This is a genomic window from Streptomyces sp. CY-1 (assembly GCF_047218265.1).
GTDB classification, from domain to species: Bacteria; Actinomycetota; Actinomycetes; order Streptomycetales; family Streptomycetaceae; genus Streptomyces; species Streptomyces niphimycinicus.
This window is the reverse complement of sequence record NZ_CP178393.1, coordinates 7,039,957-7,061,242: the sequence shown is the minus strand read 5'-3', so window position 1 is coordinate 7,061,242 and position 21,286 is coordinate 7,039,957. Positions and strand designations below refer to the sequence as shown.

Annotated in this window: 12 protein-coding genes; 7 read left to right on the top strand and 5 right to left on the bottom strand. The window is 71.5% G+C overall.

Annotation, left to right across the window (positions count from 1 at the left end; all coding sequences use genetic code 11):
* Window positions 1–52 precede the first annotated feature (52 nt).
* The 4 genes from ACK1X7_RS30355 (at window position 53) to ACK1X7_RS30340 (ending at window position 3,540) form a co-directional block, all read left to right on the top strand.
* Entirely contained in the window at window positions 53–2,305 is a 2,253-nt protein-coding gene (locus ACK1X7_RS30355; RefSeq protein WP_385141269.1) for an ATP-dependent DNA helicase UvrD2, read from the top strand.
* Between the two features lie 182 nt (window positions 2,306–2,487).
* Window positions 2,488–2,754 carry a hypothetical protein gene (locus ACK1X7_RS30350; protein ID WP_390792049.1) on the top strand — a complete coding sequence of 89 codons (267 nt, stop codon included), beginning with the start codon at window positions 2,488–2,490 and terminating at the stop codon, window positions 2,752–2,754.
* Window positions 2,755–2,869: 115 nt separating this feature from the next.
* Window positions 2,870–3,232, top strand: coding sequence for a WhiB family transcriptional regulator (locus ACK1X7_RS30345; protein WP_020868576.1), 363 nt, complete (start codon window positions 2,870–2,872; stop codon window positions 3,230–3,232).
* Complete coding sequence (locus ACK1X7_RS30340) at window positions 3,229–3,540, top strand: hypothetical protein (protein ID WP_014054760.1); 312 nt, start codon at window positions 3,229–3,231, stop codon at window positions 3,538–3,540. The genes ACK1X7_RS30345 and ACK1X7_RS30340 overlap by 4 nt, the downstream gene beginning before the upstream one ends.
* Before the next feature lie 202 nt (window positions 3,541–3,742).
* Here ACK1X7_RS30340 and ACK1X7_RS30335 read toward each other — a convergent pair whose 3' ends face one another.
* Together ACK1X7_RS30335 and ACK1X7_RS30330 are read right to left on the bottom strand one after the other, a co-directional pair.
* Window positions 3,743–5,113: an ABC1 kinase family protein gene (locus tag ACK1X7_RS30335; protein WP_385141264.1), complete on the bottom strand. Its 1,371-nt coding sequence runs from the start codon at window positions 5,111–5,113 to the stop codon at window positions 3,743–3,745.
* Between the two features lie 75 nt (window positions 5,114–5,188).
* On the bottom strand, window positions 5,189–5,794 hold the full coding sequence (locus ACK1X7_RS30330) for a TOMM precursor leader peptide-binding protein (RefSeq protein ID WP_413115882.1): 606 nt from the start codon (window positions 5,792–5,794) through the stop codon (window positions 5,189–5,191).
* Between the two features lie 242 nt (window positions 5,795–6,036).
* Here ACK1X7_RS30330 and ACK1X7_RS30325 point away from each other — a divergent pair, with 242 nt between their 5' ends.
* Both ACK1X7_RS30325 and ACK1X7_RS30320 read left to right on the top strand, forming a co-directional pair.
* Window positions 6,037–8,103 carry a hypothetical protein gene (locus ACK1X7_RS30325; protein ID WP_413115881.1) on the top strand — a complete coding sequence of 689 codons (2,067 nt, stop codon included), beginning with the start codon at window positions 6,037–6,039 and terminating at the stop codon, window positions 8,101–8,103.
* A 247-nt stretch (window positions 8,104–8,350) separates the two neighbouring features.
* Entirely contained in the window at window positions 8,351–10,354 is a 2,004-nt protein-coding gene (locus ACK1X7_RS30320; RefSeq protein ID WP_390794959.1) for a glycosyltransferase, read from the top strand.
* A 53-nt stretch (window positions 10,355–10,407) separates the two neighbouring features.
* On the opposite strand, the gene ACK1X7_RS30315 is transcribed toward ACK1X7_RS30320, so the two are convergent.
* The 3 genes from ACK1X7_RS30315 to ACK1X7_RS30305 all read right to left on the bottom strand — a co-directional run bounded on the left by ACK1X7_RS30315 (window position 10,408) and on the right by ACK1X7_RS30305 (window position 20,168).
* The gene (locus tag ACK1X7_RS30315) at window positions 10,408–12,417 is read right to left on the bottom strand and encodes a glycosyltransferase family 2 protein (RefSeq protein WP_385151063.1); all 2,010 of its coding nucleotides are present in this window, start codon (window positions 12,415–12,417) and stop codon (window positions 10,408–10,410) included.
* A gap of 100 nt (window positions 12,418–12,517) precedes the next feature.
* On the bottom strand, window positions 12,518–14,779 hold the full coding sequence (locus ACK1X7_RS30310) for a bifunctional glycosyltransferase/CDP-glycerol:glycerophosphate glycerophosphotransferase (protein ID WP_390794960.1): 2,262 nt from the start codon (window positions 14,777–14,779) through the stop codon (window positions 12,518–12,520).
* Window positions 14,780–15,209: 430 nt separating this feature from the next.
* Window positions 15,210–20,168: an NAD-glutamate dehydrogenase gene (locus ACK1X7_RS30305; RefSeq protein WP_385151069.1), complete on the bottom strand. Its 4,959-nt coding sequence runs from the start codon at window positions 20,166–20,168 to the stop codon at window positions 15,210–15,212.
* A gap of 522 nt (window positions 20,169–20,690) precedes the next feature.
* On the opposite strand from ACK1X7_RS30305, the gene ACK1X7_RS30300 reads away from it, so the two are divergent.
* Window positions 20,691–21,257, top strand: a complete 567-nt coding sequence (locus ACK1X7_RS30300; protein ID WP_043241320.1) for a DJ-1/PfpI family protein — start codon at window positions 20,691–20,693, stop codon at window positions 21,255–21,257.
* Window positions 21,258–21,286: the final 29 nt, after the last annotated feature.

Sequence of the window (21,286 nt, the reverse complement as noted above, 5' to 3'; positions counted from 1 at the left end):
TGGCTGTGGACAACCGGCACGGGGGTCCCAGGGGACCTGGCAGCATGGCGGGGTGACAGCAGCAACGTCCTCCACTCTGTTCCCGCAGGGCTCCACGCCGGGTGGCTACGCGGCCACACCGCGCGACGCCGACGCGGTGCTCGACGGGCTCGACCCCGAGCAGCGCGAGGTGGCGACGTCCCTGCACGGCGCGGTGTGCGTGCTGGCCGGGGCCGGCACCGGCAAGACCCGCGCCATCACCCACCGGATCGCCTACGGGGTGCGCGCGGGCATGCTCCAGCCCGCCAGTGTGCTGGCCGTCACCTTCACCAACCGGGCGGCGGGGGAGATGCGCGGCCGGCTGCGGCAGCTCGGCGCGGGCGGGGTGCAGGCGCGCACCTTCCACTCGGCGGCCCTGCGCCAGTTGCAGTATTTCTGGCCCAAGGCGGTCGGCGGCGAGGTGCCGCGGCTGGTCGAGCGCAAGGTCCAGCTCGTGGCCGAGGCCGCTGCCCGCTGCCGGGTCCGGCTGGACCGCAATGAGCTGCGGGACGTGACCGGCGAGATCGAATGGTCGAAGGTCACCCAGACCGTGCCCGAGGACTATCCGGCCGTGGCCGCCAAATCCGGCCGGGAGGCCCCCCGCGACGCCGCCGAGATCGGGCGGATCTACGCCACCTATGAGCAGTTGAAGCGCGACCGCGGCGTCATCGACTTCGAGGATGTGCTGCTCCTCACGGTCGGTGTGCTCCAGGAGCGGCACGACATCGCCGATCAGGTGCGCCGCCAGTACCAGCACTTCGTGGTCGACGAGTACCAGGACGTCAGCCCGCTTCAGCAGCGGCTGCTGGAGCTGTGGCTGGGCGACCGGGACAGCCTGTGCGTGGTCGGCGACGCCAGCCAGACCATCTACTCCTTCACCGGCGCCACCCCCGACCATCTGCTGAACTTCCGCACCCGCCACCCCGGGGCCACGGTGGTCAAGCTGATCCGGGACTACCGCTCCACCCCCCAGGTGGTCCACCTGGCCAACGGGCTGCTCTCCCAGGCCCGCGGCCGGGCCGCCGAGCACCGGCTGGAGCTGGTCTCCCAGCGGGAGGCGGGTCCCGACCCGGTCTACGCCGCCTATGCCGACGAGCCGGCCGAGGCCGAGGGCACCGCCCGCCGGATCCGTGAGCTGATCACCCCGGTCGAGCAGGGGGGCGGGGGCGTCCCGCCGAGCCAGGTCGCGGTCCTCTACCGGGTCAACGCCCAGTCGGAGCTCTATGAGCAGGCGCTGGCCGATGCCCAGGTGCCCTATCAGCTCCGCGGCGCCGAGCGGTTCTTCGAGCGGCCCGAGGTGCGTGAGGCGGGGCTGCTGCTGCGTGGCGCGGCCCGCGGGAGAAGCACCGACCCGGCGCTGATGGACGCGGACATCCCGTCCCAGGTGCGGGCCGTGCTGGGCACCCGTGGCTGGACGCCCGAGCCCCCGGCGGGGTCGGGCGCGGTGCGCGACCGCTGGGAGTCCCTGGCCGCCCTGGTGCGGCTCGCCGAGGACTTCGCGGGCAGCCGCCCCGCGGCCACGCTCTCCGATCTGGTGGCGGAGCTCGACGAGCGGGCGGCGGCGCAGCACGCCCCGACCGTCGAGGGTGTGACCCTCGCCTCACTCCACGCGGCCAAGGGCCTCGAATGGGACGCCGTCTTCCTGGTCGGTCTCACCGAGGGGATGGTGCCGATCACCTACGCCAAGACGGACCAGCAGATCGAGGAGGAGCGCCGGCTGCTCTATGTGGGGGTCACCCGCGCCCGCCACCATCTGACGCTGTCCTGGGCGCTCTCGCGGGCTCCGGGCGGTCGGGCCTCCCGTCGCCCCACCCGCTTTCTCAACGGGCTGCGGCCCGGCTCCCAGGCCGTGGGCGCCCGTACCCTCGGCGGGGCCGGCGGGATCGAGCGCGGGGCGGCGGCCCCGGGCGGGGGCGGCGGGGCGCGCAGGCGGCGCGGTCCGGTCCACTGCCGGGTGTGCGGCCGGGCGCTGACCGACGCGGGCGAGATGAAGCTGATGCGCTGCGAGGGCTGCCCGTCCGAGCTGGACGAGGCGCTCTATGAGCGGCTGCGCGACTGGCGGGCGGAGCAGGCGGGGCTGCTGGGACAGCCGGCCTACTGCGTGTTCACCGACAAGACACTGCTCGCGATCGCCGAGGCCGTTCCGGAAACCGAATCGGAGCTGGCCCGTATCGCCGGTGTCGGACGCCGCAAGCTCGACCGGTTCGGGGGCGATGTTCTCGCGCTGTGCGAGGGGCGGGAACTGCCCTCGGCGGTCGACGGCGAGGGGGATGACGGTGCCGGGTGAAGCCATTCGGGTGACCCTTGGCAAAACTCGACGGAAAAATAGTTTGCGCGCGTGGAGGCCGTACCCATAGCCTTCCGAGCACGGAGACAACGGCCCTTCCAGGAGCCGAGGATTCCGTGTTGTACTGAACACCCGGACTGGTTTCGATCGGTCCCTGAGACGCCGAGAGGAGGCGAAGACCAGTGATCAGCTTCATCAACACCATCAAAAAGGCCGATCGATCGGTCGTCGCCACCTGCCTGCTCGGCTCCGCGCTTCCTGGCACCGGTATGCCCGGCGTCGATGAGGCGCGCCTCAGTGAGCGACCGATCCAGGCACCTGCGGTAACGGCAGTGGCACAGGCAATGGCCTATGCCTTTGCGGCCAATGGTGCCGAATCCCGGACGCAGCAGCAGCACCACAAGACGTGGGCCTTCCGCAGGCTCGAACCCTGGAGTTATCCAGCCTGATCCAGGATCAGGTCGGCACCTTCCAGGGCCGCGGAACCCACACCGGGATCCGCGGCCCTTTTGATTTGCCAGAGCCCGGCCACCAGCCGGACCAAAGAGACGAGGACCACACACCGTGCAACTCAACGCACACGCCCCGTCCGCATCGACCGACCTGAACCGACCGCCTGACTCCTCGGAGGACTCCTTGACCCCGCTCACCGCCCTCACCGAACTCGATGAGGCCATCGAGAACCTGGGTGTAGCCGTTCCGTGCCGTTCGTACGACCCGGAGGTCTTCTTCGCCGAGTCCCCGGCCGACGTCGAGTACGCGAAGTCGCTGTGCCAGACCTGTCCGCTGCGTGAGGCATGCCTCGCCGGTGCCAAGGACCGTCGCGAGCCGTGGGGCGTCTGGGGCGGGGAGCTCTTCGTCCAGGGCGTGGTGGTGGCCCGCAAGCGGCCGCGTGGCCGCCCGCGCAAGAACCCGGTTGCGGCATGAGCACCACCGGCACCATCGATCGCCCAGCGACGCACGACCCCATGAAGCAGGTCCCGACGATGACCCCACCGGTCTCCGACACCCCAGCACCCGAAACCTCCGGCGCGCCCGAGTCGCGCCAGAACAGGAACCGAGAGATGCAACTCATCCAAGAAGCCCTGGCGCGTGCGCATATGCACGACCGGCTTCAGGAGGCAGAGTCCGAACGGCCCGCCGCTCGACTCGCCGCCGCCCGCCGGATGCAGCGCCGCGCGGAGCGTGCCTCGCTCCGCGCCCGCCGCGCCCTGGCCATGGCGCTCATGCAGTGACCACCGGGTGCGGCACCGGCCGGAGCCGGGGCTGACATCAACACACACTGACGGGTCCTACGCCGACCCGTCGCGTGACCACAGAGGGCCGGTCCGATCGGACCGGCCCTTTGGCTACCCCGAAGGGCCCACGCTCCGGGGCGGCACCGCCCGACGGCAGAGGCTCGACGGCAGAGGCCCGGCCGCCGGGCGGCGCGCGGGCTCAGGCCGAGGTCTCCGCGGCCTCGGACTCCGGGTCCTGGGCGAAGCCGGGGACCCATGCCTCGAGTTCATCCCTCAGCCGCACCGTGGCGCCCAACTGGCACAGCACCCCGATGGTGCTCAGGGTCACCCGGTGGATCAGCAGATAGGCGGGCGGCAGATTGAGCTGATTGCCCAGCTCATAGACGGGGGAGTGACGGTCGGCCATCCGGGCCGCCTGGCTGCGCAGCCACTGCCGGTCGAAGACGAACGCGTCGACCTGGGCCGGTTCGAGCATCGGCAGCAGAAAGTCCAGCAGGTCGTCCGGGTCCATCTCAATGGTCGGCTTGACGAAGCCCTCCCCGCGCATCAGCTCATAGACCCCCATGGCATCGCCCTGGAGCGCCATGCGCAGTGCGATGCCGATGGGCTCCGGAAGCCCTTCCGGGAGCCGGTTCACCGAGCCGAAGTCCAGCACCCCCAGCTTCCACCGCTCCGGCGGTCCGTCCGGGGCGTCACCGGTCAGCAGCCGGAAGTTTCCCGGATGCGGATCGGCGTGCAGCAGCCCGGTGCGGGACGCCCCCGAGAACAGAAAGCGGGCCAGCAGTTGCCCGGCGCGGTCCCGCTCCTCCTGAGTGCCGTCGGCTATCACCTCGGAGAGCGGTATCCCCTCCAGCCATTCGGTGATCAGTATCTGATCGCTCTGGTGCACCACCTCGGGCACCACGATCTCCGCGTCCTGGGCGTACTCCTCCGCATGGGCCCGCTGAGACGCCGCCTCCAGTTCGTAGTCCAGCTCCTCGGCGACCCGCTCGCGCAACTCCGCGATCAGCGGCTTGATGTCCAGCCCCGGCACCAGCGGCCCCAGCACCCGGGCGAACCGGCTCAGTTGGTTGAGGTCGGACAGCAGCGCCTCGCCCGCCCCCGGGTACTGCACCTTGACCGCCACCACACGCCCGTCGTGCCAGACCGCCCGATGCACCTGCCCGATCGAGGCGGCCGCCGCCGGCTTGTCCTCGAACTCCTGGAACAGCTCCGGCCAGTCCGGGCCCAGCCGCTCCTCCAGCGCCGCGTGGACCGTGCGGCTGGGCATGGGAGGGGCCGCTTCCTGGAGCTTGGTCAGGGCCGCCCGGTAGGGCCTGGCTATCTCCTCGGGCAGCGCCGACTCGAAGACCGACATGGCCTGCCCGAGCTTCATGGCCCCGCCCTTGAGCTCACCGAGGACCTTGAACATCTGCTCGGCGGTGCGCTGCTGTACCTCGCGCGCGACCATCTCCGCCGGCCGTCCCCCTATCCGCTTCCCGAGCCCCCACGTGGCGCGCCCCGCGAATCCCAAGGGCAGCGCCGCCAGTTTGGCGGTACGGGTGATCGCCTTGCGCGGCAGATCGGTCATGCGCCCCTCCAACTACAGCCGTGCCATCCCGGAGGGTGGCCCCCGGGCCCCCGTCGCCCACTCCACGGACGTGGGTCACCCGGACATTGTCGCGTGCGGTGCCTCTGCGGCCGAGGCATATACGGCATCCTCCTCCCCGGCCGCTCCGCAGCCGCAGCCGGGATGTGCTACGACCGGACGCGCCTCCCAGACGAGGGAGGGAAGCGCCAACTCCCACCGGACCCCCGCGCCCCCGGAAGGCCGGCCGTCGAGGAAGGCCAGCGCCTGCACCGCGGTGAGCCCCGCCACCACCATCGCCAGCGCCGCGTCGCAGGCCGGGGCGGTCCGCCGCCGCCCGGACCGCCACTGCGCGAGCATCCGCGGCCAGACGGGCTCCCGCTCGGCACGGCCCGCCGCGGCACAGCCCGCACAGGGCGTCATGCCCGGCACCACCAGCGGCCCCACCACTCCCGTCGCCTCGATGACTCCCGCATAGAGATGGGGTGTCCCGGAGGCGAGCAGCGGCTGGGCGGGCTCCGGATCCGGTGCGTACGCGGCGAGGCCGTCACGCGGGGCGATCACCACAAGCGCCAGACCGGGCTCTCCCGAGGGGGTCCGCTCTTCTGTACAGGTCCGCTGCCGCGCCGCCCGGCGCGGGAGCGGACCGGGCGCGGTCTGTCGCACCACACGGCGCGCGGCCATATCCCGGCGCTCCCCGATCTGCCCCGCCACATCGTGCCCCGGTCCAGGCCCCACAACCCCAGCCCCAGCATGACGGCCATCGGGAGCACGATCGCCGTCGGCGCGGAGATCCCGTCGCGCTTCCGCACCCTTACCCTCGCCTTCACCCTCATCCACCCCGCATGACAACAAAAGGCATAAATACGACTATTCGCCTACAGTGTGCAGTCAGGACGACACATCCGCCGCGAAGGGCACGCGTCATGAACCGCCTCGGTATCGAAAACCCCCGCGGTCTCGTGGCCTTCGCCGCGCTGACCGGGTGTCTGGTGACCCTGGCGGTGGCCGCGCTCACCGGGGCCGGAGGGGTTTTCGCCGTGGCGGGGCTGGTGGGCTGCGGCTGTGAGCTGCTGCTGGACCGCACCGAACCGGGGCTGATGGCCCGTCTGGGGCGGCTGCACATGGGTGCCACGTCCCGCTTCGAGATCCGCTGCGTCCTGCTGCTCCTCCTGCTCGGCCGACTCCATGTCACCGGCCCCATCGGGCTGGCCGCGGCCATGACGCTGGTGCTCTGCCTGCTGGCCGGGCAGGCCCTGCACGCCGCGCTCATCACGCTGATCCGGCGGCGCCGCGCCCTCGCGGTCGCGGCCCGCAACATCGATCTGCGCCGACTGGACATCAGCGACCGGCCGCCCCGCAGGCTCACCGAATGGCCCGGTCAGCGGATGCTGGTCTACGAGCTGTCGGCCCTGCTCGGGCTGACCGCGTCGCTGCTGACCGGCGACGCCCGCTGGGTGGTGGCGGCGCTCACCCTGGCCGCCGGATCCTGCCTGATCACGGTCGTGGCGCTGGTTCCGTACCTCGTCCGGGCCATCCGCCGGCTGCCCGGCGCCGCCCAGGTGCTGGCCGAGGTCGACGCCTGGCTGATCCAGCGCCGCCCGCGCACGGTGCTGTACTTCTCCGGTCCGCGCGACCGCGCCGACCAGCTCACCCGATGGCTGGGGCCGGTGGCCGCACTGCCCACCCCGTCCCTGGTCATCGTGCGCGAACGGGAGCTGCTTGAGGCCCTGGAGCCGACCCCGCTACCGGTACTGTGCGTGCCGAGCGCCGCGCATCTGTCGCAGTTGGACCTGGGCGGGGTGCGGGTCGCGCTCTACCCCGCCAACACCGGCCGGAACATCCATCTCCTGCGGATCCCCACCATGCAGCACGTCTTCCTGGCCCCCGGCGGCGACGGCGACGAGGCCGCCGCCGTCGATCCGTACAGCAAGGTCTACGACCAGGTGTGGGTGGCGGGCGAGGCGGGACGCAGGCGCCATGTCCAGGCCGCGGTCGGCGTCGAGGACGCCGACATCGTGGAGATCGGCCGCCCCCAGCTCGACGGACTGCGCGTGGACCGGACCGGCCACACCCCCGCGCCCCTGCCCACCGTGCTGTACGCGCCCACCCGGGACGGCGCGGCGGGTGAGCCAGGCGCGGCGGGCGAGCAGGACACGGCAGGCGAGTCGCTCGTACGGGCGCTGCTGGACAGCGAACGCCCCCTCCGCGTGCTCTACCGGCCGCATCCCCCCACCGGCCACCGCACCCCCGAGGCCCGCGCCGCCCACCGCCGCATCGTCGCCCTGATCCACGCCGCGAACGAGCGGCGCACCGCCGACGCCCTCGGCGAGGCGCCCGAGGACGCCGAGGCGCAGCGCACCGAGGACGCCCGCCGCCGCGCCGAACTGACCAAGCGCATCGCCGCGCTGGACGCGCGGCTGCGCCGGGCGGACGCCGACGAGGCCATGCTCACGCGGGACCGCGCCGCACCCGATCCGGCCCTGCTCACCGAGGCCGAGGGGCTGCGCAGGCAGTGGCACCAGGCCCACTGGGCGGCCTCACCGCCCTGGCTCCACCAGGTGATCGAGGGGGACCTGCCCACCCTCCACTCCTGCTTCGACCAGGCCGATCTGCTGATCGGCGATCTCTCCGACGTGGTCGGCGACTTCCTCGCCACCCTCAAGCCGTACGCGCTCACCGTTCCGGCGGGGCTCGGCGAGGAGGAATTCCGCCGGCGGAACGTCGTGGCCAGGGCGGCCTATCTGCTCGGTCCCGGGGCATCCGGCATGCAGGACCTCCTGCGCAAGCTCTTCGACCCGTGCCTCGACGAGCTGCGCACCGCCCGCCACGAGGTGAAGGAGTTTCTGCTCGGCCCCAGCACCCCACCGTCCATCCAGCGCTTCACCGACGCCGTCGACGCGCTCGCCGAGAAGGGCGAGACGGTCGTCCGGCTGCGTGACCTCCACACGGCCCCACCCCCCGGCGCCGGACGCTGGTCCGTCATCCGATAACAAGACATCCCACAGGTACGTCATCCGATCGCTCGACAACACCCCATAGGTACGCCCCCACAGGTACATCACCCACAGGCACGACACCCCACACGTACGACACCCCACATGTACGTCACCCCGTAGCAGCACATCCCACACCCGGACCTCACCCCAGGCCCTCACCATGAGCTTCCACCCCAGGCCCCGTCCCCAGGAGCCCCCCGCACACGCCTCCTGAGCCCCCCGCACACCCTCCGGAGCCAGCATGCCGCGCAATCACCGCCCCGGCCCGCCTCCCCGTGTCAGCGTGATCGTCCCCGCCCGTGACGCCATGCCCGGGATCACCCGGGCCGTCACCTCCGCCATGGAGCAGACCCTCGGGCTCAGCCGACTCGACATCATCGCCGTCGACGACGGCTCGGCCGACGGCACCGCTGAGGAGCTGGACCGGCTCGCCGCCGGCTGCCCCTCGCTCCATGTCGTCCGCAACCCCCACCCCTGCCGCGGCGGCGCCGGCGGCCCCCGCAACACCGGACTGGCCCGCGCCCGGGGCGACTTCGTCTTCTTCCTGGACGCCGACGCCCGGCTGGCACCCGACGCGCTGCGCCGCATGGTCGCGATGGCCGACCAGAACGGCACCGATGTGGTCCTGGGCAAGATGGTCTCCCCGGACGGACGCGGCGTCCCCAAGGCGGTCTTCCGCCACAACCAACTGCGCACCGACGCCCACAGCTCCCACGCCTACGCCACCCTGGAGCCCTGCAAGCTCTTCCGCCGCTCCCTGATCGAACGGCTGCGGCTGCGCTTCCCCGCCCACCTCCACCACGGCGAGGGCAAGCCGTTCACCGCGGCCGCCTATCTCAACGCCTCCGGGATCTCCGTCGTCGCCGACTACGACTGCTACCACCTGGGCCCGGGCCCGGGCCGCACCGCCGCGGGTCTCGCCGACCGCGTGGACGCCATGCGGCCGCTGTTCGAGACCGCCGCCCGGCACACCCGGCCCGGCAGCCGCCGCGACGCCGTCATGCTCCACCACATCCGCCGGGAGCTGTGCCCGGCGCTGCGCGCCCTGCCGCGCGAGGACGAGACCGAGGCCCGCCAGCGGTTCCTGCCCGAACTGCGCCGATGGGCGCTGGCCCACTGCTCCGACACGCTCTTCCCCACCCTCACCGCCCCCGAGCGGCTGATGGTCCATCTGCTGCGCACCGGCCGCTTCGAGGATCTGCTGTCCGTCGTGCGCAACGCCAAACGCGACGCCCGGTGCGGCCATCTCGTCGAGAAGGGCAGCGTCTACTGGCTCCACCCCTTCTTCCGCGACCCCGACGCCGAGATCCCCGACGCCTGCTTCGACGTCACCGACCGGCTGCCGGTCCGCCACCATCTCGCGGGCGCCGCCTGGCACGGCCGCAGCACCCTGCGGGTGCGCGGCCGGGCGGCCATCGACGGGCTGGAGACCGACCCCGAGGAGGACCGCGCCGAGCTGGTGCTGCGCCGCCGCGAGGCACTTGACGAGGTGCGGATCCCGGCGGTGGCCATGGCGGAGGACGACCCCGCGGAGTTCGCGGCGGATGTGAACATCGCCGCGGCCGACGGCGGCGCACCGCTGCGCCCCGGCGTCTGGGACGTCTTCCTCGACGTCCGCGCCGAGGGCATCAGCCGCACCGTACGGTTCGGCAACCGCCATGACGACACCCTCGACATCGGCACCGCGCGCCGGGTGGTGGCCGCCGGGCCCGGGCTGCGCGCCCGGGTCACGCCGTACTTCACCAGCCCGTACCGCAATCTCTCCCTCGACATCGGCCCGGCCCCGCGCGGCGCGCCCTGCGAGGTGACCGAGGCCGTATGGCATCCGTCGGACAAGGGCACCCTGGTCGTCGCCGGACGGCTGCTGCCGCCCGGCACCCCGGCGCGCGGGCGGCTGCTGCGGCTGCGCGCCGAGCATGCCGACGGACGGGTCTTCGACCATCCGGTGCGGTTCGCCGCGGGGCATCCGGCGGGCGCCTTCACCGCCCGGCTGCCGGTACGGGACCTGGGCCGCGGCCGGTGGACGGTGACGCTCGCCGTCATCGGCCCGGGCGACCAGGCGCCGGGGCACCCCGCGCCCGCCGCGCCGGTGCCGCCGCCCGCCCGGCTGCCCGGCGCCCGCTGGGTGCGCCGCGGCCGTCCGTACTACGCCAAGCCGCTGATGGGGCGCGGCGAGGTGACGCTGGAGCTGCGGGTGGCGCCGGTCCGGCTGCTCGCCGCCGTACGCAACCGGCTGCCGTGGTGACGCACCATGACCTCCCTCCCGGCTGCGGTGGTCACGCACCATGACGACCCCGCTCACCCCCGCAGCCGCCGCCGCACCCCCGTGGCGACCTTGATCGGAGCCACCTCCAGGACCAGGGCCCGGGCCGGGCCCAGAGCCACCGGCTTGGCGTAGTACGGACGGCAGCCGAAGCGCAGCCAGCGGGTCGCGGCCAGCCGGTCGAAGTACGGCACCACCGCGGAGCGGCGCGCCGCGTCCTCCCCCGGGCCGTCCATGATCAGCGACAGCGTCCAGCGGCCGGTGCCCAGCCTGCCGACCGGCAGCCGGGCGGTGAAGACGGACGTGGGCCCGCCGGGCTCACAGCGCACCGGCACCTCGTGCACCGTGCCCGTGCCGCCCTCGGCGCGCAGCAGCAGCGTCCCGCCGTCCCGCGCGGCCTCCTCGGTCAGCCGTCCGCCGACCAGCAGGGTGCTCCGGGTGCGCCAGAGGGTCCGGAGCACCTGGCAGGGCGGGTCGTAGGGATGGGCGACCTCGCCGACGTCGAGCGAGAGATTGCCGTACGGGGTGTAGTACGGCACCACCACCTCCGCCCCCTGGGGCGTGGTGACGCGGCGCCGGGAGGGATGGGTGACCTCACCGCCCTCGCGGCGGTTGCCGAACCGCACCGTACGGCTGACGCCCTGGGCGCGGACGTCCAGGTAGATGTTCCACAATCCCCGTTCCAGCGGGGCCCCGCCATCGGCGGTGGCCGGGTCGATCTCGGCGGTGAAGCCCGCCATCTCGTACCGCCGCCCCTCCCCGGGCAGCGGGTTGGCGGACAGGCACGGTGTGGTGGGCACCCGCACCTCGGGGCGGTCGGCCCGGTACTTGCGCAGCACGATCTCGGTGGCCGGGTCCAGGGCGTCGACGTCCTCGATATAGGCGTGGCCGGCCAGCCGCAGCGTCCCGCCGTGCCAGCTCGCCGCCTCCAGGTGGTGCTGGACCGGCAGCCGGTCGGTGACGTCGAAGCAGACGTCGGGGACGGCGGCGGCATGGTCCCGGAAGTACGGATGGAGCCAGTAGACCCGGCCCTTGTCGACGAGATGGCCGCGCCGCCCGTCCCGCCCCGCGTTCCGGGCCACGGTCAGCACCTCGTCGAAGCGGTCGGCACGCAGCAGTTGGATCAGCAGCCGGTCGGGGGCGTCGAGCCGCTGGAAGAGGGCGTCGCTCACCCAGGTCCTCGCCCAGTGCCGGAACTCCGGGAAGAACCGCTCCCGCGCCTCCTGTTCGCTCTCGCGCGGCAGCAGGGCGCGCAGCGGACCGCACAGCTCCCACTCCACATGGCGGCGCATGATCTGGTCCCGGCGCGGGCCCGGTTCCAGATAGCGGGCCACGGTCTCGAAGCACAGCCGGGTGCCGTCCATGCGGTGGGCGAGATCGGCGGCGGTGAGGGTGAGGTTGTTGCGGTTCTCGCGGTAGCGGACGTAGTAGCAGTCGTAGTCGGCCACCACCGAGATACCGGAGGCGTTGAGGTAGGCGGCGGCGGTGAACGGCTTGTCCTCGCAGTTGCGGTAGGGCGGGAAGCGCAGACGCAGCCGCTCGATGAGGGAGCGGCGGAACAGCTTCCACGGGCCCAGGGTCAGATAGGCGTGGGAGGAGAAGACGTCGGTACGGGCCTGATTGTGCTGGAAGACCGCCCGGGGCACGGCCCGTCCCCCCACGGAGGCGATCTTGCCCAGCACGATGTCGGTGCCGTGGGCGTCGGCCATGGCGACCATGCGGCGCAGCGCGTCCGGCCCCAGATAGTCGTCGGAGTCGAGGAAGAAGACGAAGTCGCCCCGGGCCTGGTCCAGTCCGGCGTTGCGGGGGATGCCCGCGCAGCCGGAGTTCTCCTGGTGGATGACGCGCAGCGCGGAGCAGATGCGGGCGAGCCGCTCCAGCTCCTCGCCGGTGCCGTCGGTCGAGCCGTCGTCCACCGCGATGATCTCGACCCGGTCCGGGCCCAGGGTCTGGTCCATCGCGGAGGTGACGGCGCGGGTCAGCTCCGGCAGAGCGTTGTAGGCGGGGATGATCACACTGACGCGAGGTCGGGATACGGCGGGCATGACGGCCTCCTGACTCCGGGCTCTCGACGGGTCGGGGGTCGGGGTCGGGCGTCGGGGGTTCGGGCGTCGGGCGTCGGGGGCGGGGGTTCGGGCGTCGGGGTCACTCGGCGGTGAGGACGCCGCCGCGCGGCCCCGCCGGGGCGCTGTCGCCACCGGCCGGCAGGGGCCGGGTCCGCGGCGCGGGCGCGAGAGGGAGCGCCGCATCGTCCTGGCCCAGCATCAGGGTCCGTACGACGCGTTCGGCCGCGTGGCCGTCGTCGAACGGGCAGAAGCGGGCCCGGAAGGCGGTGCGCAGCGCGGTCGCGTCCGCGTCGCACCAGCGGCCCTCGCGGAAGACCTCGGCCAGTTGCCGCTCGGTGCGGGCGACGGCTCCCGGGGTCTCGCCGGGGGATCCCGAGAGGAGGTCGAAGTAGACCCCGCGGGAGGACCGGTAGATGTCCCAGTCGTCGGCGTAGATGACGATGGGGCGGTCCAGCAGCGCGTAGTCGAACATCATCGACGAGTAGTCGGTGATCAGCGCGTCCGCCGCCAGGCACAGTTGCTCCGCCGACGGGTGGCCGGAGACGTCGATCACCAGCCCGGCCTCCTGGAGCCGGGACAGATGGTCCTGCGGCCGGTAGGAGTAGTGGGCCCGCACCAGCAGCGTGGTCTGCGGGCCGAGTTCGCGGCTGAGCCGCTCCAGGTCCAGCCGGGGGGTGAACCCCTTCTGGTAGTCGCGGAGGGTGGGCGCGTAGAGGAGGGCGGTGTTCCCGGCCGGGATGCCCAACTCCCCGCGGATCCGTGCGATGTCCTCCTCCGATGCCGTGAAGAAGACGTCATTGCGCGGATATCCGTATTCCAGCAGCCGGTACGCGGCGGGGTAGACCCGCTCCCAGATCTGGCTGGAGTGCGGATTGGCGGAGAGGGCGACGTCCCAGCGGTCGATGCGCTTCAGCAGATTGCCGAAACTCATCCCGCCCGCGGCGGCCGGATAGCGCTGCTGATCCAGTCCCATGCATTTGAGCGGGGTGCCATGGAAGGTCTGGAGATGCACCGTGTCCGGCCGTTTCACCACCTCATTGGGGAAGTTGACATTGTTGATGAGGTATTTGGCGCGGGCCACCGTGCGGTAGAAGTCGCGGGTGCCGGTGACGACGTAGTCGACGCCTTCGGGGAGGGACTCGATCTCCGACTGCTTGACCGCCCACACCCCGTGGATCTCCGGCGCCAGTTCCCGCGCCTTGTAGTAGATCGCCCCCGGATTGCACAGCACCCCACGGCCCCAGTACGCGGAGTAGACGGCCAGATGGGGGTCGACCGGGCGCTGCCGGTGCAGCCGGTACAGGCCCCGCTTGGCGCGTGCGGCCAGGGGTGGCCGGACGGTCCGGCGCAGCTTGCGGGCCCCGGCCGCCGCCCGTACGCCCAGTTCGCGCTCCCGGTAGCGGAGGAAGGAGCCGGACGCCAGCGCCTCGAAGCGCCACCGGCCCTCGACCGGCGGGGTGAACCCGGCGGGCAGCCGGCCGCGGTACCACGCGGCGGCCCGTCCGAAGAAGCGCGGCCGGTCCGCCGTCGCCACCCGGGACGTCCGGTCCAGGCAGAACAGGAAATGCGAGACGGCCCGTTCGAAGAGCAGCGGACGCAAAGGGTCCAGATGCGGGTGGTCGTCGAGGAAGTCGAAGAGCCGGGCGTACTGCTGGAAGATGACGAAATGCTTCTCGCCGGGGCTTCCGGTACTGGCCCCGACCCGCCGCTGCCGGTATTCCAGGCCCACCAGATCGACACAGGCTATTCGCCGCGCGGTGAGCATCGTCTTGTACGAGAGCAGGGCGTCCTCGTAAATACCCTCGCTGAACGCGAAGCCATGGCGGGTGTAGAAATCCCGGCGGTAGACGCGGTTGGACGACATCGCGAACAGCCGCAGGAATTCCGGGCGTTCGACGACGGAGAAGACATCGGTGCCCGCCGAGGCCAGCAGCTCCCCGAAGAGGCTGGGGGCCCGGCGCTCCGACCAGTAGGTGCGCACATGGTTGAAGTAGAGGATCTCCGGGTCATGGGTGAGGGCGAGCCGGTCGGCGAGGCCCTGGAGGGTGCCCGGGGCGAGGGTGTCGTCCCCGTCCAGGAAGAGCAGATAGTCCCCGCGGGCCCGCTCGACACCGGCGTTACGGGCCCGGCCCGGCCCGGAGTTGACCCGCTGGTGCACGGGCACGACCCGGCTGTCGCGCGCCGCGTACGCGTCGATGATCGCGCCGCAGTGGTCCGGTGAACGGTCGTCGACGGCGACCACCTCCACGTCCTGACACGACTGCGTCAGCACGGAATCCAGGCAGGCGCTCAGATAGCCCTGGACGCGATAGGCGGCGATGACGATGGTGAAGCGGGGCATAAGGCTCCTCGGGACGCGACGGCGGTTCGAGGTGCGAAGCACTCACTGACCACCCACGCTAGGTGGGTTCGTCCCGGTATGCCCGCTCAGTCGTTGGACGGACGCCCAAGCGGGTGACAAACGCCCCCGACGGACATGAAAGTCCGCCGGGGGCGCCGGAGCTGCCACATCCTCCTCCCGCGGCCTTCCCCCTCCACGTTGGCGCGCCGCCGCGCTTCACGCAGGTACGGCGTCGCGGGCGCCGCGCCCTCCAGGCACCCGGGCCCTGGCCCGATGCCGTGGGCCCGATGCCGTGGGCCCGATGCCGTGGACAGGTGCCGTGGACAGGTGCGGCGCATGGGCCGTGCGCCGCCGCGGGGTCATGGCCCGAACGCACCTCGCCGCCCGGGGCGCGGAGCCCCGGGCGGCGCGGTGTCAGCTCGGTGGAGGATCAGCTATGCGTGCGCAGCAGCGTTCGCATCGTCCGCATCGCGACCGACAGATTGGCCAGGTCGAAGGTCTCCGAGGACTGGATCTCATCGAGCGTGGTGCGCGCACGCTGAAGGATCGCGGCGTTCTTCTCCTCCCACGCCTTGAAGCGCTGCTCGGGCGTGGAGCCGCCGTTGCCCACCGACAGCACATCGGAGGTCAGGGCGGCCTGGGCCGCGTACAGGTCCTCGCGGATGGAGACCCGGGCCATGGACTGCCACCGGTCGGCGCGCGGCAGCTCGATGATCCGGTCCATGAGCTGGCTGATCCGCAGCCGGTCGGCCAGGTCGTAGTAGACCTCGGCGACCGCCAGCGGCTCCTTGCCGGTGCGGTCCGCGATGGCGACGATGTCCAGCGTCGGGAAGGCCGAGGAGAAGCCCGCCACCCGGGTGGCCAGGTCCTCCGGGACGCCCGCCGCCGTGATCTCGTCGTAGATCCGCTGGTACCACTCGATGTCGGAGCCGCGCAGCAGCTTGGGCAACTGCGCCCGGACCGCGGCGACCCGCTCGCCGAAGAAGTCGATGGTCTCGGCGAGCTCCAGCGGCTGCGGCCGGTTGTTGAGCAGCCAGCGGGTGCCGCGCTCGACCAGCCGCCGCGAGTGCAGCCGCATCCTGGTCTGGATTTCGGCGTCGACGACCGTGTCCAGCGCCTCGACCTCGTCCCACACCTGGTTCAGCTCGAAGATCGCGCGGGCCGCGGTCTGGGCGCGCACGACCTCCTCGGTGGAGGCCCCGCTCTCCTCCCGCATCCGGTGCAGGAAGGTCGTACCGGCGGTGTTGAGCGTGTCGTTGACCAGCACCGTGGTGATGATCTCGCGCCGCAGGGCATGGCCGTCGATGTACTCGGGGAACCGCTGCCGCAGCGCCTGCGGGAAGTAGGCGTGCAGCAGCCGCTGGAGATACGGGTCGTCGGGCAGCCCGGTGGTGATCAGCTCATCGGCCACCGTGATCTTGACGTAGGCGAGCAGCACGGCCAGCTCGGGCTGGCTCAGACCGCGCCCGGCGGAGAGCCGCTCGCGGATCTGGCGGTCGGTGGGCAGGAACTCCAGCGCCCGGTCCAGCCGCCCCTCCCGGCCCAGGCGGCGCATCAGCCGCTGGTGGGCGTGGAGCAGGCTGGGGGCCTGGACGACGGAGTTGGCCAGGGCCACGTTCTGCGCGTAGTTGTTGCGCAGCACCAGCGCGCCGACCTCGTCGGTCATCTCGGCGAGCAGCTTGTTGCGCTGCTTGAGGGTGAGGTCGCCCTCGGTGACCAGGGCGTTGAGCAGGATCTTGATGTTCACCTCGTGGTCGGAGGTGTCCACCCCGGCGCTGTTGTCGATCGCGTCGGTGTTGATCCGGCCGCCCTTGGCGGCGAACTCGATCCGGCCCAACTGGGTCAGACCCAGGTTGCCGCCCTCGCCGACGACCTTGACCCGCAGATCCTGGCCGTCCACCCGGATCGCGTCATTGGCCTTGTCGCCGACATCGCCGTGGGATTCGGTGGACGCCTTGACATAGGTGCCGATGCCGCCGTTCCACAGCAGGTCGACCGGGGCCTTGAGGATCGTCTTCATCAGATCGGCCGGGGTCATCTTGGCGACCCGCTTCTCGATGCCGAGCGCGGCCCGCACCTGCGGGGTGATCGGGATGGCCTTGGCCGTACGGGGGTGGATGCCGCCGCCCGGCGACAGCAGCTCGGTGTCGTAGTCCTCCCACGAGGAGCGCGGCAGCTCGAACAGGCGGCGGCGCTCGGCGTAGGAGGTGGCCGCGTCCGGGTTGGGGTCCAGGAAGATATGCCGGTGGTCGAAGGCGGCGATCAGCCGGATGTTCTCGCTCAGCAGCATGCCGTTGCCGAACACATCGCCGGACATGTCGCCGACGCCCACGACCGTGAAGTCCTGGGTCTGGGTGTCATGGCCCAGCTCACGGAAGTGGCGCTTGACCGACTCCCAGGCACCGCGGGCGGTGATGCCCATGCCCTTGTGGTCGTATCCGGCGGAGCCGCCGGAGGCGAAGGCGTCCCCGAGCCAGAAGCCGTACGACTGGGCCACGTCGTTGGCGATGTCGGAGAAGGTCGCGGTGCCCTTGTCGGCGGCGACGACGAGATAGGTGTCGTCCCCGTCGTGGCGGACCACGTCCTTGGGCGGCTCGACCTGGCCCGCGACCAGGTTGTCGGTGATGTCGAGCAGACCGGAGATGAAGGTCTTGTAGCAGGCGATGCCCTCGGCCATCCAGGCGTCGCGGTCGACGGACGGATCCGGCAGCCGCTTGCCGACGAAGCCACCCTTGGCGCCCACCGGCACGATGACGGTGTTCTTCACCATCTGCGCCTTGACCAGGCCGAGGATCTCGGTACGGAAGTCCTCACGCCGGTCGGACCAGCGCAGGCCGCCGCGGGCGACCTTGCCGAACCGCAGATGCACACCCTCGACCCGCGGCGAGTACACCCAGATCTCGTACGCCGGGCGGGGCGCGGGCAGATCGGGCACGGCCTGCGGGTCCAGCTTGATCGACAGATAGTCGTGGGGCTTGCCGTCCCCGTTCTTCTGGAAGTGATTGGTGCGGAGGGTGGCCTTGATCAGGGTGAGGAACGAGCGCAGGATGCGGTCCTCGTCCAGCGAGGCCACCTGGTCCAGCGCCGCGTCCAGCTCCTCCAGCAGGGCGTCGGTCAGCTCCAGGCCCGCCCGCTGCCGCTCCGGCGACATCCGCGCCTCGAAGAGGGAGACCAGCAGCCGGGTGGTGTGCACATTGTTGCGGAGGGTGTCCTCCATGTACGACTGGCTGAAGGTGGAGCCGGCCTGCCGCAGATACTTGGCGTAGGCCCGCAGCACCATCGCCTGCCGCCAGTCCAGCCCGGCGCCCAGCACCAACTGGTTGAAGTTGTCGCTCTCGGCCTGGCCGGTCCACACCGCGGCGAACGCGTTCTGGAAGCGCTCACGGGCGTCGTCGGCCAGCGCCTCGCCCTCGCGCAGGGGCAGCCGCAGCCCGAAGTCGTAGACCCAGGCGGTGGTCTTGTCCGAGCAGCGCAGCTCGTACGGGCGCTCGTCGACCACCTCGACACCGAGGGTGTTGAGCACCGGGAGCACCGCGGACAGCGAGATCTGGGCCCCGGCCCGGTAGATCTTGAAGCGACGCTCGGCATGGGCCGCGCCCACCGGCTCGTAGAGGCTGAGCCCGAATTCCTTGCCCCGGTCCTTCAGCCGCTCCAGATGCTGGAGGTCGGCCACGGCGCCGCGCGGGGTGTGGTCCGCCTTGTACCCCTCGGGGAAGGCGTGCTGATAGCGGCGCAGCAGCTCGGCCGCGCGCTCCTCGCCGACCTCGGAGACCAGCGCCTCGGCGAAGCCGTCGGCCCAGGAGCGGGCGGCCTCGATCAGCCGGCTCTCGATCCGCTCCACATCGGCGTCGGTGAGGTCGGGCAGCTCGGTGCCGGGCTGGAGGCGGACCACGAAGTGCAGCCGCGAGAGCACCGATTCGGTGTGCAGGGCGGTGAAGTCGACCGGCGGGCGGCCGCTCAGCTCCTCCAGCAGGATGTCGGTCAGCCGCAGCCGCACATCGGTGGTGAAACGATCACGCGGCAGATAGACCAGCGCGGAGTAGTAACGCCCGTACTCGTCCTGGCGGAGGAACAGCCGCAGCCGGCGGCGCTCCTGGAGGTAGAGCACGCTGGTGACGATCGAGCGGAGCTGGTCGACCGGGGTCTGGAACAGCTCATCGCGCGGATACGTCTCCAGGATCTGGAGCAGATCCCGGCCGTCGTGGCTGTTGGGCGCGAAGCCCGCGCCCGCGAGCACCTCGACCACCTTGCGGCGGATGACCGGGACCCGGCGCACCGACTCGGTGTACGCGGCGGAGGAGAACAGCCCCAGGAAGCGGCGCTCGCCGATCACATTGCCCTCGGCGTCGAACTTCTTCACGCCGATGTAGTCGAGATACGAGGGGCGGTGGACGGTGGCGCGGCTGTTCGCCTTGGTCAGCACCAGCAGCTTGCGCTCACGCGCCTTGGCGCGGGCGTCGGCCGGAAGCCGGTTGAAGGACGGCGACCCCGGGCCCCCGTGGGTGCTCTCGTCGCTGTCCTTGTGCTGCGGATCGGAGCGGAGGATGCCCAGGCCCGTGCCGGGCACCGCGGTCAGCACGTCCTCCTCGCCACCGGCCTCGGTGGGGACCTGCGTCAGCTCGTACTCGCGGAAACCGATGAAGGTGAAGTGGTCGTCGGCGAGCCAGCGCAGCAGCTCACGGGCCTCCTCGACCTCCTCCTCACGGACCTCGGCGGCCTTGGGCTCATCCGGCAGGCCCTCGGCGATGCGCAGCGCGGACTCGCGCATCTTCTCCCAGTCCTCGACCGCCTCGCGGACATCGGACAGGACGCGCAGAAGATCGGCGGTGATCTGCTTCAGATCGCCGCGGTCGGTCTCGCGGTCGGTCTCGACATGGATCCAGGACTCCACGACCGCGTCATGCGGGAGCTTCTTCCTGGCCGGGCCCTCCGGGGAGACATCGAGCAGCTCGATCAGCTTGCCGGTGATGTCACGGCGCACGATCACCTGCGGGTGGATCACGACATGGATGCCGCGCCCCTGGCGGGTGAGCTCATTGGTGACCGAGTCGACCAGGAACGGCATATCGTCGGTGACCACCTCGACCACCGAGTGGCTGCACGTCCAGCCGTGCTCCTCGACGGTCGGGGTGTGCACCCGGACGTTCGCCGTGCCCTGCGGACGCACCTCGGCGAGCCGGTAGTGGGAGAGCGCCGCCCCGAAGACGTCGACCGGGTCGCGGTCGGCGAGGTCCTCCGGAGGCGTGTGCAGGTAGTAGTGCTGGAGGTATGCGGTCAGGGTCTCCGGTCCTGGGCCCTGAACCGGTTTTCCCCCGGCAGGGCTGTTCTCAGCGACCCGGGCGGCCCGTTCGAGCAACTCGGCCTTGGCTTCGTCCAGCTTGGTCTGCATGTCCTCTGGCTCCTGTCGCGCGCCGTTGCGTGACATCGATGGCGGTGGCATGACGCCGCGACGCGAAAAATCCGGTCGTTGACGACGGTATGCCGGATCGGGGAATGGCCGGGGTGTACTGGGCCGTAAGTGACCAAGAACCCACGCGCCACGGGTCAGCGGCGGCTCGGGCCCGGGGCCGGTGGGGCGCCGGGCGCGGAGCGAGGGCCTCGTTGCCCTCACGGACTATCGCGCTGATCACGCAGTAAGGCTATCGCTCCTCCCCAGGGGGTCGTCATGAGCCGTTCGTGTACAAAACCGAGCCCTGAAGTTTGACGAAATGGACAGCGACCACGGGCGCGCGCGAACCGATGATGTGCGGCCCGCGTTCTCCGGGGCCCTCCTGCGTCCTCTGGTTGTGTCCTCCGAGGCCCTCTTGGCAACGCGCCGACGCGGATGCACCGTGATCGGGACGGTGGTAGTCAGACGGTGGTAAGCGTGGAGATGAAGGCGGAGGTGGGCGGCATGGGTGGCACGAATGGCATGACTGCGAAGATCCTTCTGGTGACCGGCGACGCGGCCGAATCGCTGGAGGTGCTCTACCCCTACCAGCGGCTGCGCGAGGAGGGGTACGAGGTCCATATCGCGGCCCCGACCCGCAAGACGCTGCGCCTCGTGGTCCATGACTTCGAGGAGGGCTTCGACACCTACACCGAGAAGCCGGGCTATACGCTCCCCGCCGACCTCGCCTTCTCCGAGGTCGACCCAGGTCAATACGGAGCCCTCGTGATCCCGGGCGGCCGGGCCCCGGAGTATCTGCGCAACGACCCCGAGCTGCGCAAGATCTGCAAGGCGTTCTTCGACGCCGACAAGCCGGTGGCGCAGATCTGCCACGGCCCGCTGCTGACGGCGGCCGTGGGCGGCCTGAGCGGGCGGCGGGTCACCGCGTATCCGGCGCTGGAGCCGGATATGCAGGCGGCGGGGGCGGAGTACCAGGACGCGGAGGTCGTGGTGGACGGCTCGCTGGTCTCCTCACGGGCGTGGCCGGACCATCCGGCGTGGATGCGGGAGTTCCTGGCGGTGCTGCGGACGAAGGCGCCGGTGGTGTGAGGGGTGGTGGGACCGCGTAGGGAGGCAAG